At 64.6% G+C, this 14,146-nt stretch carries 12 protein-coding genes; 10 read left to right on the top strand and 2 right to left on the bottom strand.

Annotation, left to right across the window (positions count from 1 at the left end; translation table 11 throughout):
* The first annotated feature begins 12 nt into the window (after positions 1-12).
* From QM588_RS22335 to QM588_RS22310, 6 genes are all read left to right on the top strand, one after another.
* On the top strand, positions 13-1,509 hold the full coding sequence (locus QM588_RS22335; RefSeq protein WP_283316638.1) for an ATP/GTP-binding protein: 1,497 nt from the start codon (positions 13-15) through the stop codon (positions 1,507-1,509).
* On the top strand, positions 1,506-2,324 hold the full coding sequence (locus tag QM588_RS22330) for a methyltransferase (RefSeq protein WP_283316636.1): 819 nt from the start codon (positions 1,506-1,508) through the stop codon (positions 2,322-2,324). The genes QM588_RS22335 and QM588_RS22330 overlap by 4 nt, the downstream gene beginning before the upstream one ends.
* Positions 2,321-4,168 (top strand): type IV secretory system conjugative DNA transfer family protein, encoded by a 1,848-nt coding sequence (locus QM588_RS22325; RefSeq protein ID WP_283316635.1) that lies wholly within the window; start codon positions 2,321-2,323, stop codon positions 4,166-4,168. Before QM588_RS22330 ends, QM588_RS22325 begins: the two co-directional genes overlap by 4 nt.
* Positions 4,165-4,785, top strand: a complete 621-nt coding sequence (locus QM588_RS22320) for a DUF4913 domain-containing protein (RefSeq protein WP_283316633.1) — start codon at positions 4,165-4,167, stop codon at positions 4,783-4,785. Before QM588_RS22325 ends, QM588_RS22320 begins: the two co-directional genes overlap by 4 nt.
* 353 nt (positions 4,786-5,138) lie before the next feature.
* Positions 5,139-5,297: a hypothetical protein gene (locus QM588_RS22315; RefSeq protein ID WP_283316632.1), complete on the top strand. Its 159-nt coding sequence runs from the start codon at positions 5,139-5,141 to the stop codon at positions 5,295-5,297.
* The gene (locus QM588_RS22310; protein WP_283316629.1) at positions 5,294-5,788 is read left to right on the top strand and encodes a hypothetical protein; all 495 of its coding nucleotides are present in this window, start codon (positions 5,294-5,296) and stop codon (positions 5,786-5,788) included. Before QM588_RS22315 ends, QM588_RS22310 begins: the two co-directional genes overlap by 4 nt.
* Before the next feature lie 144 nt (positions 5,789-5,932).
* Here the strand turns inward: QM588_RS22310 and QM588_RS22305 are convergent, their stop codons facing one another.
* On the bottom strand, positions 5,933-6,430 hold the full coding sequence (locus QM588_RS22305) for a ribbon-helix-helix domain-containing protein (protein ID WP_283316628.1): 498 nt from the start codon (positions 6,428-6,430) through the stop codon (positions 5,933-5,935).
* Between the two features lie 273 nt (positions 6,431-6,703).
* On the opposite strand from QM588_RS22305, the gene QM588_RS22300 reads away from it, so the two are divergent.
* Positions 6,704-7,897, top strand: coding sequence for an FAD-dependent oxidoreductase (locus QM588_RS22300; RefSeq protein ID WP_283316627.1), 1,194 nt, complete (start codon positions 6,704-6,706; stop codon positions 7,895-7,897).
* Between the two features lie 144 nt (positions 7,898-8,041).
* Here the strand turns inward: QM588_RS22300 and mobF are convergent, their stop codons facing one another.
* Positions 8,042-12,148: a MobF family relaxase gene (mobF, locus tag QM588_RS22295; RefSeq protein WP_283316626.1), complete on the bottom strand. Its 4,107-nt coding sequence runs from the start codon at positions 12,146-12,148 to the stop codon at positions 8,042-8,044.
* A gap of 265 nt (positions 12,149-12,413) precedes the next feature.
* Here mobF and QM588_RS22290 point away from each other — a divergent pair, with 265 nt between their 5' ends.
* From QM588_RS22290 to QM588_RS22280, 3 genes are all read left to right on the top strand, one after another.
* Positions 12,414-12,929, top strand: coding sequence for a hypothetical protein (locus QM588_RS22290; protein ID WP_283316624.1), 516 nt, complete (start codon positions 12,414-12,416; stop codon positions 12,927-12,929).
* Positions 12,930-13,110: 181 nt separating this feature from the next.
* Positions 13,111-13,314 (top strand): hypothetical protein, encoded by a 204-nt coding sequence (locus tag QM588_RS22285; RefSeq protein WP_283316623.1) that lies wholly within the window; start codon positions 13,111-13,113, stop codon positions 13,312-13,314.
* Between the two features lie 258 nt (positions 13,315-13,572).
* Positions 13,573-14,130, top strand: a complete 558-nt coding sequence (locus QM588_RS22280; RefSeq protein ID WP_283316620.1) for a hypothetical protein — start codon at positions 13,573-13,575, stop codon at positions 14,128-14,130.
* The last annotated feature ends 16 nt before the right edge of the window (positions 14,131-14,146 follow it).

Here is a 14,146-nt window from a genome sequence, read left to right as displayed (position 1 = left end):
CAGGAGTTCTCGATGCCGCAACACACCACCCGTCGCCCGTCCACCCGACCGGCCGCGACCGAGCAACCGGTACGCCCGCGGTTGCTCGGCGGCGATCGCGAACGGCTCGGAGACGGCGGTGCCGTCCTTGAGGCCGCGCAGGCAATCCCGAAGCGGATTGCCCGCCGTAAGCCACCTCGGCGGTTCGCGCTCCTCGACCGCTACGGCTGGTACGAACCCCGCTCCGAAGGTGCGTGGAGTACGACCAGGCAGTCCGAAGCGCTGAACCTGGCCATCAGTCGCCGCAGTGCCCGCCACCAGGGAGCGGTGACGGGCCTGAACCGGATCTCCCAGGATCTGGTGATCACCGATCCGTTCGAGCTCTACGGCACCGACATCTCCAACATCAACGTCTGCGTCGTCGGGGACATCGGCAAGGGCAAGTCCTCGATGATCAAGACCGCGTTCTTGTGGCGGCAGATCATCTTCGGCCGCCAGGTGGTGGTCATCGACAAGAAACGTCAGGGCAGCGAGGGCGAGTACTCCATCTTCGCCCGCACCCTCGGGGTCGAATCGGTCCGGTTCAAAACCGGTGGCGGCGGGGCGCGACTGAACCTGCTCGATCCGGCGATCACCACCGGCGGTGAACACGCCGGGGGCCTGGACGGTGTCACCCCGGCCGGTCAGGAAGCCCTCGTGCTCGCCGTCCTCGCCGACACGATGGAACGCCCGCTGACCACACCGGAGAAGAGTGCCGTCGGCCGAGCGTTGGAGCTGGTCAACGCCGACGCCGCCGCGTCCCGTCGCGCACCGGTGCTCGAGGATCTCGCGCGCCGCCTCGTCGAGCCATCCACCGACGACGGAACGTACTTCGGCGACCGCTGGTCCGAGCGCTCGCTCGAATGGGGCTACGAGCCGGGCCTGGCCCTGCTGCGTCTGGTCGACCGAGACCTCAAGGGCCTCGTCGACGCAGAAACCTCCCCGGAGGTCCGGGAGGCGCTCGAGCACCCCTTCGCACACTTCGACGTCTCCGCGCTGCCGACCGAAGGGCCGGCGCTGCGGGTGGTGATGACCGTGATCAACACCTGGTTGGCGAACCTGCTCGCGGCCCGCTCGTCGGTGTCCAAGCAGACCATTCTCATCGTCGAGGAAGGCTGGCACGTCGCCGAAGGATCGACCGGCACGGTGTTCCGGTCGAACATGAAACTCTCTCGCGGACTGGGCCTGTCGACCGTTTCGGCCTTCCATCACCCATCCGACATGTCCCACGATTCCCCCGCCCGGGCGCTCATGCAGGAAGCGGGAATCGTGTTCCTGTTCGCGCAGGAACGCTACGACGACGCCCGCGAGACCGCGGAGATGTATCACCTGCCGCCCGGGTCCATCGACATCATCATGGGTCTGGGGCAGGGCGAATGCCTGGTCAAGATCGGCTCGTCCGATCCGATCCTGATGGAACACGTCCGCTCCCCGCAGGAGATCGTCCTCACCGACACCGATGCCGCTGTCAAAGGAGTCACGCCCGCATGAGCACCTCACCGCCATCGCCGTCAGCGGCCCGGCGTTCCCGCACCATCGACGTGCGCGTGAGCTCTCCCGCCCCGATCGGGTACGACGACACCCGCTCGAGCAGCGAGGGCAGGTTCGCGTCCCCCTGCACCGCAGCACGATTCGCCGTCACCCACGCCGCGTCCCTCGACGTCGGTCGCTCCGCCATCACCGTCACCATCACTGCCGACGGACACGACGAGGTCTGTGTGTCCGGCACCGCCGGCGAGATCGCCTGCGCCCTCGCCGCCATCGCGATCTACAGCGCCGGCGTCCGGAAAGCGCGGACTGCGTCGTCACTCGATCTCGGCGGAGATCCGATGCGGATACCGGCACCGGGCTACCTGCGTGCCGCCGTCGACGAGATCGCCCTGCCGATCCAGTGGCAGGGCAGCGTCGGGGTGGAAGCCGGCGTCGACGTGCGTGTGCTCTCGACCCGACCCGACCCGCTGCCGAACTCGACACTGCTGCTCGGACAGTGGCCACCGGACCTCGCGCACCGGCTCGCGCACGACCTCGCCCGCTCGATCACCGAGAGCAGTGGTCGACGCAGCCCGGCCACCGTGACCTACCTCCCCGAACAGGGGCGGTACGAGATCACCCATCCCGCCCCGATCTCCGTGGCCGACGCCGCCGCGGTGGCCCGGTACATCCGGATCACCCAGCTACGAGCCAACCTCGCCGCCCTCGACCCGGTGGGCGACGCGGACTGCGCTGTCGGTCTCGCCGCCGAGCTGCACGTGCTCGAAAGCTATTCCCGCCGTGTCCCTTCCACTGACGACAGGACAGTTCGATGAGTGCGATGCAATCCCCTCCCCGTAGGCCCAGCGAGCCGTTCTTTCCGTCCGAGGTATGGGTCGGTGCCGCTCTGATCGTGGGTCTGGTGTTCGCTGTCGCCGGCGGCGGCATGGTCTCCTCGCTGGTCTCGGGCAAGGTGATCGCGATGCCCACCAGCCTCGGTGAGCTGTTCTCGATCTTCCGTGGGTTGGTCACCAACCCGTCGGACCCCGCGGCCGCGTGGCCGGCCACCGCGCAGCCGGGCCCGGCGTGGGTGACCTGGGTGAGCATTCTGGTGCTCGGTGCGCTGTATACCGCTGTGGCCCTATGGATCAGCTCCGAGATCGACGACTGGCAGCACCACCGCGGTCAGGCGCAACGTGGTTTCGCCGGCCGACGTGAACTCGCCCGGGCGGGTATCGACGACAAGAGTGTCCGCACCGCTGCCGTCGCCACGCGTTCGTCGTTGAAGGGCACGCGGGCCTCGAAGCTGGATGCGAGTGAGGTCGCGATCGCGTTGGGCCGCAACATGGTCGACCCCGACAGGGTCGTCTACATCAAGCAGAACGACTGCATGCTCGTCGAGGGTGTCACCGGGTCGGGTAAGACCTGGCGTGTGGCGTATCGGCGCTGCATGGACGCACCCGGTGCACTGCTGGTGACGTCGACGAAAGTGGATCTGATCTCGGCGACATACGAGCACCGCGCCGCGCGCGGGCGGGTGTCGATCTTCGATCCGGACAACATCACCGGATGGCCCGACCCGATCCGTTGGTCGATCCTCTCCGGTTGCCAGGATCCGGACGTGGCGATCCGACGCGCGCAGAGCTTGGTGTCGGCAATGCCGATGGGAGACACCAAGAACGGCGGCTACTGGGAGGACAAGGCAATGGTGCTGCTGCGCTGCTACCTGCACGCGGCCGCGATCAGTGGTGCGGATCTGGCCACGCTGCGCGTGTGGGTGAACTCGCGTAAAGGCCGCGAACCACGCGAGATCCTGATGCGGACGATGCCCGGTTGGGAAGCCGAGCTCGGACAGATCCTCGACTCCGGATCGGATTCCTCCGACGACATGATCGGCGCGGCCAGCCGACTTCTTGCCCCGCTCGCCTCCCCCGCACTGCTCAAGGCGGTCGATGTGCCGATGCGCGAGTCGTTCGACATCGACGAGTTCATTCGATCCGGCGCGGACACGCTGTATCTGGTGTCGAAGGGCAAGGACAATTCTGCGGCACCGTTCATTGCGGCTCTGGCCAGCGAAGTGCATTACCTCGCCGATCGGCATTCGCAGAGCCTGCCCGGTGGCCGGTTCGATCCCCCGATCCGGTTCGAGCTCGACGAAGTCAACAACGTCGCCCCGATTCCGGGCCTGCCGGATCTGATGTCGGACTCGGGCGGCCGGGGCATCACCATCCACGCCTACGCCCACAACGAAGAGCAGAACAAGCTCCGCTGGGGCGCGGTCGCGGGCAAGATGTTCGCCGACAACTCCCCCGCGCGCCTGATCCTGCCCGGCCTCAAAGGCGACGAGCTGCAGGCCATCTCGAAGATGCTCGGCGACCGATACGAGTGGCAGCCCTCCGGGAACCCCCAGTCCGGCCCGACGCTGCGGGAGGTACCGGTGATGTCGCCGGCGCAGATCCGCCAGATGGACCCCGATCAAGGCCTGTTGATCTACCGGACCGCGCCGCCGATCCTGGTGCATCTACCGACGGTGTGGGACGAGAAGGAATCACGTGCCGCCGTACTGCGCTCGCAAAAGGTGTTCGACGAGATCGTGGCATCGGGCACCGCGCCTCGTGCCGAGCTCCGGTCCGGCGCGGTGGTGCTCGACAAGGTCAGTGACGGGACGACGCTGTCGTGACCGCACCAGGCGGCGAGCAGGAAGAGCTGGTGCCGTCGCGGTTCACCTGGCGGTATCTCGACGCCGAGCAGGCTCGGGCCCTGTGGTCGGAGCTGATCGACTGGACCACGTGGTTGCGGGAGCGCTACGAGCTCGGCACCAAGATTCCGCCGTGCTGGTACCGCCACGATCCCGTTGTCGAGGAATTGAGCGCCCTGATGGCGGCGTGGACCGATGCCTACCGCGGGGACGAGTACCGGGATGACCTCACCGCCTGGCACACCCAGTGGTTCCGGCCGCTCATGGCGCGTATCCGGGACATCTCGGACTTCGACAGTTGCACCCATGATCGGTGTGCGCACCAGCCGTTGCCGCCGGCCACGCTCGCCGGGATCGAGGAGTTCGTCGACGCCGACGTCGACGCCCGCCCCGAACCAGCGCCGGCCACGCCGCCACCGGTCGTCGACGTCACCGCGGCCGAGGAAGTGCGCACCATCCCCACCGACGACATGGACATGGCCATCGACTCCGGCCTCGCCGAACCGCTCGACCCCGCCGACCCCGACAGCCACGTGAGCTTCGAGGGCATCGAATGGACCTTCAACGCCCGCGTGGGTGCCTGGGTTCCCTCCGCCTGACTGCAATACCCCAGAGCTGCGGGCCCGCAAATCAACCTTGGTTGCGCTGCCGTACATCCCGCCCGGAAACAGCACTCGTAGCCGCAGGTTGAGGGTCCGCGAACCCGGCCACCGATCGCACGTCCACCCCGCCCTGGCGTGTGGTCGGTGTCCGGCTTCTACTCAGTCAACGGAAGCTGTGCCGGTTTCACGCACGTGGACGACCGAACCCGGCCCGATGAGCTCAGCCCGTGTTCGGCATCGACGCGAACATTCTGATCGCGACGCCAGATCTGGACGATATGCCGTGGCGTGGGATCGGATAGGCATACCGTCGACTACATCGCACTCAACACAGCGTGAGGAGTAAGAAGATGAGTAGTACAGAATCTGCGGACCAGACCGACAAGGCGAAGACCGACAAGGCAGACCAAAACACCACAAAGAAAGAACCACCAGATACGGGCTGGGTGAAAAAAGAGGGAATATACAAAAATCACGAACCCGATGAGATAACTCGATTCGAGAAATGAGCGTCCCGGAAGTTCAGGGCGTCGAGTACGCCAATCACATTCAGGCGGCGCTGGACGCTGAGTACCAGCGGAGAGATAACTTCAATTCTCGTGCCGCCACCGTTATAACCAGTGCAGTAGGACTGGTGTCGTTGACATTGGTTGTGTACGCATTGGTTCTGGGCAAAGACTTTAAGCTGTCGGGCGCGGAACTGTACTGCATGATGGCGGCTCTGGTCTTCCTCCTACTGTGCGCCGCATCCGGCGTCTTAGCGGGCATGAGCTGGAGTTACGACGTCGCACCTGCCTCGACACTGCGGGACATGATCACCACCAGATGGATGGACGATGAGGTTGACGCCCGAAACTGCGTCGCCAAAACCAATATCGACACCATCGAAAGTCTCAGGTCCGGTAGTACGACCAAACACAGGTTCTTGTTCACTGCTTACATTCTCCAAACGGTCGCTATCGGCGCGCTCGGGCTGAGCGCTGTATTTGTTTTTACATAGAACGGAGAAGTTCATCGCCAATTTGCAAAAACATTCTTCTCTTTAAACGACTTGGCCCGGCAACACTGACTGTTGCCGGGCCAAGACGACCGATTATCCGGTCCGATAAGGTCTAGCTACCTTCATCGGACTGGTTCTCATCCGTTAGACACCACCCGTTGCGGACATCTTCGCCTTGATGTTGACCGTCCCCAGATGGGTGACGATCTCCTCGAAGAGGTACTTGTCCACCGCAGTTCGAACGAGCTCGGCCCGGCTCAGACCCGTGATGTCCTCCAACTCGTCGAGACGATGCGAGACCTCGAGGGACACGTACGCACTCATCCGTTTCGTGTATCGAGGCACCGGCCCGCTCCTGCGAATCGCCGGCGCGTTCTGGTCGGCCGAGCCAGCAGCATCATTACTGTCGAGAACGGCGGGGAGCTTATGCGAGTAAGTGCCCAGCCGCTTGGCCGTCACCTCGTTCGACACCTCGTCGACCAGGTTTCCAACCGCCAGCGCGACAACAGCAGATCCTGTCTTTCCCCGCTTCTTGGCGACGATGCCGACGAAGTTGGCAACCGCAGGCAGGAAGCTGACCGACAGGTGTACGAGCGATGCCTTACGTGCATGCGTGATAATGCGCGAATCCGTTTTGGACATTTTTCCTCTTTCCAGAGAGATGGCGAAGGAACTTCTTCAGCCGGCCCCGCAGCCGGGAGCCGGTAACCGAAGAGTAGTGCAAAGTAGGGCAGACCGTGGTAGACAACGGCTGCAAAGCGCTCATCTGGAAAAATTTTGTAGTACGAAGTAGTGCACAGTTGGCCTACCAACAGGTAACCTGGTCTGCATCCTCGCTTTCCGGCCCAAAACCGTCTTGGAACCGGTACGCGGCCCACCCGCTGCAGGAGCGAGATCACGAAAGGACCTCCCCCGATGGCCCTCAACTCTCAGCCCGACAAGCAATGGTCCCAGCCAGCAACGACGATCGAGAAGGTGAGGGCTTCCGGGAAGCTCGTGGTCGTCGGCTTCGGCTACATGTCCGCCGTTTTCACCTGCAAGGTCCTCGCGGATCAACGCCTCCACCGCTACCCCCTCGAGATTCTCGTCGTCCACGACGGTCTCGACGTCGCGTCGGATCTCAGCGGAGGGTTCTTGATGCCCTTCTTGAGCAGCGACACGAAGAACCCCGACCGCGCCACACAGTCGTTCCATGATACCGAGTTCCTCGACGACGCAGGACTATCCCACTACAGGGACCCGCTACAGACCTTGTTCGTATCCCAGGAAGAGCAGGTATACGTCCCTCCTGGTCACCCTGGACGGGCGACGATCATCGACCCATCGGACTACGGCTTGCCGGCCTACTCGCTTGGCGCACACCTCGACGAGGGGGGCGTGCTCTCGATGTGTGCTTTGATGCCTCGCCTCCGCGCCTACATCGCCGCCCACGCCTCGGTTCGAGTATTGCGGCGGACCGTGCACAGCATCTTCGACGTTACGGAGCTCGCAGCCGACTTCGGTGCCACGACGGTCTGCATCGCCGCAGGGGCAAGGGCTCGGTTTCTGCTCAACCGTGACATTCCCTATGGCGACCTCGGAGTGTTGCTCCGCGGCTCATACGATGACCTGAGTGAGATCCACAAGCGCTTCGTCATCATGGACGAGGATTCCGAAGCCCGACTCGCGTACATGATTCCGCACCGAGAATGCCGTCACGCGCTGTTCGGTGGCACAACCGGAACGCTTCTGACCGAAGAGTCCGACTGGATTGCACTCCGCGAAGGACAGATCGATCTCCGTCGAGCACCGGGCTATGCCCGCGATGCCATGCGAGATATCCGAGAACGGATTCTCGACCAGATGCCCGTCCTTGCCCCAGCCCTCCCGAAGAATTACGAACCCGGGACCTACGCGTTCGGGATACGCCCCCGTGCGGCACGAGTCATCGTCGAGCGACTGACCTACGATCTGACCCATGGACTCGACGTAGTACACATAAACGGTCTCGGCGGCAGCGGAATCACCATCGCACCCGCCGTGGCACAAGAGGCCCTCGATTACCACCTCCTCGACGAAGAAGACGAAGGCGACGGCGACGAAAAGGCCCGCAAAGAATCCTCGAGCTGAACTCCTACAGCTCAGCGCGAACACTTCGACGCTGCCCCGCTTCTGCGGGGCAGCGTCTTTTCGTTGACGGGTCGGCACGCTCAAGTCACCCCGATCGGGACCGCGGCAGTTGATCGGAGGAACCGAAGGTTCCGACGGTCGGCCTCAGACGCGTGGTCCGCGGGTCGGCCCGGATCGGCGGGCCTGTTGTTGGCGCAGTTGTTCGCGGCGTTCCGCCTTGCGTTGTTCGGCGAGGCGGCGTTGTTCTGCCGCGCGTTGCTCTGCGGCTTCTCGCCTCGCGCGGTCCGTGTCGACGATCGGATCGGGCGTCGCAGGTTGCGGTGCTGGTGTCGACTGCTGTCCGGGGCCTGCGTGTGCGGGCACCGACGCGGGTGCGGTGACTGTCTTGATGCGGGCGTTGACCTGATCCCACGCGCGGGCCGCTTCCCCGTGTGCGGGTCGGTCTCCGATGAGGGTGCGGTCGGTGTCGATGCCGAATTGTTCTCGGTAGGCCCCGACTTGGCCGGCGGTGATCTGCCAGCGCAGTCGGGCACCGCCGGAGTCGGGAACTTCGCCGAGGTGGCGGGTCCAGGCGGGTTGTTCGTCGACGGCGTGCTGTCCGAGCTCGCGGGTGCGTTCGGCGATCTCGGTGTATCGGCGGCGGGTCCAGGCGACGAGTTCGGGGTCGATTCCTTCGCGGTCCTGCATCGGCGGCAGGACCCAGCTCGGGGCACCGTGGTCGCGTGCTTCTCGGCCGAGGGGCCAGCGTCGTTCGGCGTCGTCGAGCAGATCCGCTGCGCTCGGGTCGGGGTCGGTGACACCGCGGCGCAGTTCGACGATCGCGGCGTGGGGGTCTTTGCCGGCGCGTTCGGCATTGCGCAGGTGGGCGGCGAGGTCGGGCCATGCCCCGTCGTCGGCGAGGATGGTTTCAGCGTGCTCACCGAACTGGGTGCGCAGTGTCGGTTCGATGTTCTGTGCCCAGGCGTGCATCTCGTCCGCGCCGTTCTCGATGTACTTTTCGAGTCGACAGTGCATCACGGCGGAGACGGAGTCGGCGCTGGCGAGTTCCCGTTGCGAGCGGGCGGCGGCGAGGGTGGGGGCAGCGTCGAGGCCGAGCTGCTCGGCGCGGCGGTACTGGTGGACGAAGGTGTCCCATTCGGCTTCGGCGATCATCGTGTTCGCCAGCGACGGACCCATCTGCTCGCGCACGATCGCTTCGATACGGTGCGCATCGATGAGCTCGCCCGCGTACTCGTATCCGCCGACGTTGTAGTCGAGCTTGCGGTGTGCGACGGCGGCGTCGCGTTGCTGTTCGGTCGCCGAGACGTCCGAGCCGTCGCGGCCGATGATGGTCCGCACGACTTCGTCGGCGATCTTCTTGTCCGGGTGCACGTGGATCAGGTGCGGGTCGACGATCCGGTCGATGGGCACGTACAGCTGGCTTTTCTCGCGGCCGCGCGTGAGGGCGACGTAGAGGGCTTGGCGGTTCATGGTGTCGTCGACGAGGACGTGCACCTGGTCGACGGTCATCCCTTGTGACCGGTGGATGGTGGCGGCGTAACCGAGCTCGCAATACTCCTTGACGTAGTCGGCCGGCAACCGGATGCGCCCGCCGTGTTCGAGGTGGCGCACGGTCAGCGATCCGTCGCGGTGCGCAGTCTTGACCGTCCACAGGTCGCCGTTGCAGACTCGTTCGCCCCGGGTACCGGTGACTCGCAGGCTCGTGTCGTTGTGGCGGGTGACGATGAGATCTCCTGCGCTGGCGCGCAGTCCGTCGGACAGGTCGTTGCCGCCTCTCTTGACCAGTCCCTTGGCGAGTCGATCGGTGCGGGCCCGGTCGTTGAGGTCGCGGACGGCGTGGTTGCTGTTGGCGATCATCAGCGACGTCGTCTCGGTCTCCGAGGTCTCCGCCCAGGCAGTGAGGACTTTCTCGGCGAGGTCGTCGGCCATGCCGTACTGGACGCGGTCTTTCGCGGCGTACCAGGCGGCGACGGAGGTGTCGCCGTCGCGCAGCCGCAAGGAGATCTCGGCCTCTTCCTTGTCGCGGAAACGGTGGACGTCGACCAACTCCGGTGCCGCGCTCGATCGGGCGACCAGGCGCAGTGCACCGCCCGTATCGACGGCGGCGAGCTGCTGCGGGTCGCCGAGCAGGCGGACCACTGCGCCGTGCTCGGCGGCGATGTAGGTCAGCCGGTCCAGATTGTGTGTGGAGGCCATGCCTGCTTCGTCGACGAGAATCATCGCGCCCGGGGTGATGCCGGTGTCGAGTTCGTTCTCGTATCGGGTGAGGACGTCGTCGATGGTGCGGCCGGTGACACCCAGCTCGGTGCCCAGGACATCGGCGGCTTTTGCGGACGGTCCGAGGGCGATCACGTCGTATCCGGTGCTGCGCCAGGCGTCGACAACGACGCGCATGGCGGTGGTCTTGCCGGTGCCGGCCGGACCGACACCGGCGGCCAGGAGGGCACCGGAAAACAGGAAGTGCTCGACGAGTGCTTTCTTGTCCGCGCCGAGGTCCCAGCCTTTGCGTTGGGTGTGCGCGGCCAGGGCGGCGGTGTAGGCGTGGCCGGGTGCCATCACCGCGGTCGGGGTGTGGGCGGCACCGACGAGGCGTTGTTCGGCGGCGAAGATCGCTGCGCTGGTGTAGGTCTCGTTGCCGTGCACGGTCAGGATCGACGCACCGTCGCTGCGCCGCAGCGCCTTGGGTGTCGCGTCGACCTGCCAGGTCAACCGGATGGACTCTGCGCCGAGCGCGGCTTCTGTGACCTTCTCGGCGACCGCGTCGCGCTCGGCCGCTGTGGCGAACACCAGCGGCCGTAGTTGTCGTTGGACTTCGGCTTGGATGTGCCAGCGGTTCCAGCTCGAGCGTTGCTGCGCGATGCGCGCGACGGCGGTGCGGGCGACCTCGCGGTGATCGAGCGCGGCGGCATCGGTGACGGTGATCGTGTTCCCGATGCTCGTCTTCAAGGCTGAGTTCAGGGCGCGGCGGCCGACGACGTCGAGCGCGCGTTCGCGCCATTCCGCGCGCTGCGCACCGAGCGATTTCGGGGGTGCTTTCTCGTTGCGGGTTTCCAGGGTCGCTTGGTCGGCGAGGCGCATCTGCATCGCGGTCGAGGGGTCTTTGCCGTGGGTCTTGCGGAAGTCCGAGACGAGCTTTTCCAGCCGTGACTCGATGGCGTCGCGGCGGGAGAACTCGCTGAGCAGTGCGGTGGGGATGCCCTCGATTTCGCGGACGGCGCGTTTGTTGATTCCGGTGCCGGGTCGGTCGGCGAACACGGTGCCGAGCTCACGGGTGACGTACTCCTCGATGAGGGTGTTGTAGCGCTCGGATGCGGCGACGGCGAGCTTGTGCAGGACGCGGCCGTCGAGGCTGCGCCATTTGCCGTCGACGCCTTGCACTTTGGTGGAGATCGCGACGTGGGTGTGCAGGTTCGGGTCACCGTTTCGGTTGTCGCGGTGATCGAATCGGGTGTACATCAGGCCGGTCGATTCGATCTGTCCGACACCGGCTTTGCCGACGCGGGTGTAGGAGGCGTTGTCCTCGACCCAGCCGATGGCATCGCTCACCGCTGCGCTGTGTGCGCGCTCGATCGCGACGCGGGTGTCGTCGTCGCCCAGCCCCCAGAGAACGGACACCGATTTCTGTGGAGTGAACACGCAGTCGTAGCCGGCGACGGGTTGGCGTTCGCGGCGTTGCTGCGAGGCGATGTAGCGGACGAGTTCGGCTTCGCTGGCCGGTGATCGGCCGACTTCGCGGTGGAATTCGTCGGCTCCGATGCGGTAGCGGATCTGCTGGCACTGCTCGGCGGTGAGCGGTTTTCCGCCGGCGGCGCGGTCGTTGTCGATCTCGGCGCGGATGCGTTTCATCAGCGGAACTTCGTTGCGGAAGCTCGCGAACTTGCGGCCGAGCCGCACGCTGTCGATCGCCGCGTTTACCTTCGTACCGTCGAGGACGGCGGCCTCGATCAGCGCCTGGGCTTCGGGGTGCAGGCCTTCACCGAACAGTGCCTTCATCTGGTCCTCGCGGACGTGCCCGGTCACCCCTAGCTCGGCCGAGGCTCGCCCTCCCCAGATGCCCGGTTCGGTGCCTTCGGCGGCGTAGTAGTCGGTGAGGTCTTGGCCGCGTTCGAGGCGAATATCGGCGCTGGCGACTTCGCGGGTGAGGTAGGTGTAGCCGTCGCCGGCGTGCAGCGCGTGGACGGTCATCATCGCGGGCACCGCCGCCGACGAGCTGGTGTGCGACGAGATCTCACGGACCGATCTCGCTCGCATTCTGCTTCTGAATCGCGCGGCACGGTCGCGATAGTACGCAGATTCCGCCCATGGACACTAATAGTGCAAGAGGTGTGTGGAGTTTAGTTGGTCATTTCGCAAACGGTTACAAGAAATTCGAAGTCGATAGTATCTGCATTTCGGACGAATCAGAACGTGCATGGACCTTGGGGGACGAAAGCTGCAGCAGGACAGACGAATCAGGGCGCGCGTGGGTACGAGACACTCTTTCGCCGGCCGGCATGTCGGCGGTAGCCTGTCTCGTATGACTCCTTCGAACGGTGGACCGGTCAGCGCTCGAGAACGGGCTCGGCGGGCGAATGCGCAGCGATTGTCGGACGCACAGTTGCGTTTGAAGAATCAGGAGCAGGATTTGATTTCATATTTCGATGCCACTCGCGACGAACAAAAAATCAACGACGATGTGACCTCGAGGATCGAGAGGTTGCGGCGGGACGCGGAAACCAAACTTGATGCGGCGTACGAGAGACGCGCAAGAGCACTGGCCGCGCTCAAGAAACGTGGTGAAACATACGCCAGTATCGCGGCCTTGGTAGATCTTTCAGTGCCCGAAGCGACGCGGTTGGTCAAATCGACGATGGTGGCACGCGCGACCGCCAGGCCCGATATCGGTGCGGCTGCAGAGAATGACGCGGCTGGCACGACTAGCACGGAGGAGAGTTTCGAGAGCCCGGGGGATTCCGCATCAACTGCGTCTGCAGAGCCTTCGACAGATAAAGACGCAGGGGCGGACGGAGATGGCGAACGCAGCATCGCCTGACAAACAAGCGGAGCAGAGCGGCAGGCTTCACGTCCACACGCATCGAAGGTTCTGAACTCGGCGCGACACACTGGTGATTCGAGGACGCGACGGGAACGCACTCGCACTGCACATAGTCGCGGCCAAGTGATCATGTCGTTGGCTTGATGTGAATCCGGATTGAGGTAGGAGGTGAACGATCGTGATCGGACTTGTTGCGATCGGCTTGATCGTCGTATTAGCGCTGTGGCGTGCCGGAAAGTCTGAGACTGGTTGGCGTTTTGCTCCTCTGCGCGCAACGGGAGTCATTGCCGGGGTTGTATTCCGCATCTGCGTGATTGTTGCGTCAATCGTGTTTGCATTCTTCTTCGCTGCCGTCGCCGGCGCGTTGCGCAGTAACTTCTAGCGATTCGGCGAAAGTTCGTCAAGTGGCGAGTTCGCAGCGTGGTCCGGATGTTGCTCGATCCGTGTTCACGCGTCCGCACCACTTCAGCGTCGAGCGCCCGTGATGACTCGATTTTGGCCGAACCCCAGGCCGGTGAACGACGGGACTTGCACCCCTGAACAGACACACCCCGGCACGCAACGTGCCAACCGCAGCGGTAGGGGTGCATAACGCTAAGTTTCCCCACGGCTCGCGGCGGCTGTCCCTATTGTCAAGACCATGATCGAAAGGGAAGACGTCGAACAGCAGCTCGCGCTGAATCACGAGACACGTCCGTTCGAGGTCAAAGGTCCAGGGGACCTCGCCGACAAGGCCTACGTCGCAAAGATTGCTCGCGCCGCAATGGCGATGGGCAACCTCAGCGACGGCGGGGTTGTCTGCCTCGGCATCGACGACAAACGCATGCGCGAGATGATGCCCGGCCTCGCTACCACCCAAGCCATGGATTGGTCGGACTTCGACAACGTCAGCGCTGCACTGGCACGGTACAGCGACCCACCCGTCACATTCCTAACGGATCAATACACGCTATTTAACGGCGTCACCTTCGTCATCCTCGACGTCTCCGAGTTCGACCGCGTCCCACGCGTGCAAAAAGAGCTTTCCCGACGTGTTGCAGAACGGCTTCACGTACGTCCGCCCACGGGGCAAACCGGAGTCAGTGACCGTCCCCTCGTCATCGGACATGCGAGACCTGCTGGAGATCGCCATCAGCAAAGGGGTCCGCGAGTTTGTCCGCCGCGCCGGTGCCGCGGGACTACCCCTAGGCCTGAATGACCTCCAGCAAGACACC

Origin of the sequence: Rhodococcus sp. IEGM 1354, assembly GCF_030056855.1 — a bacterium.
GTDB lineage: Bacteria > Actinomycetota > Actinomycetes > Mycobacteriales > Mycobacteriaceae > Rhodococcoides.
Note: the sequence above shows the minus strand (reverse complement) of the source record. Positions and strands in the feature narration are given on the sequence as shown.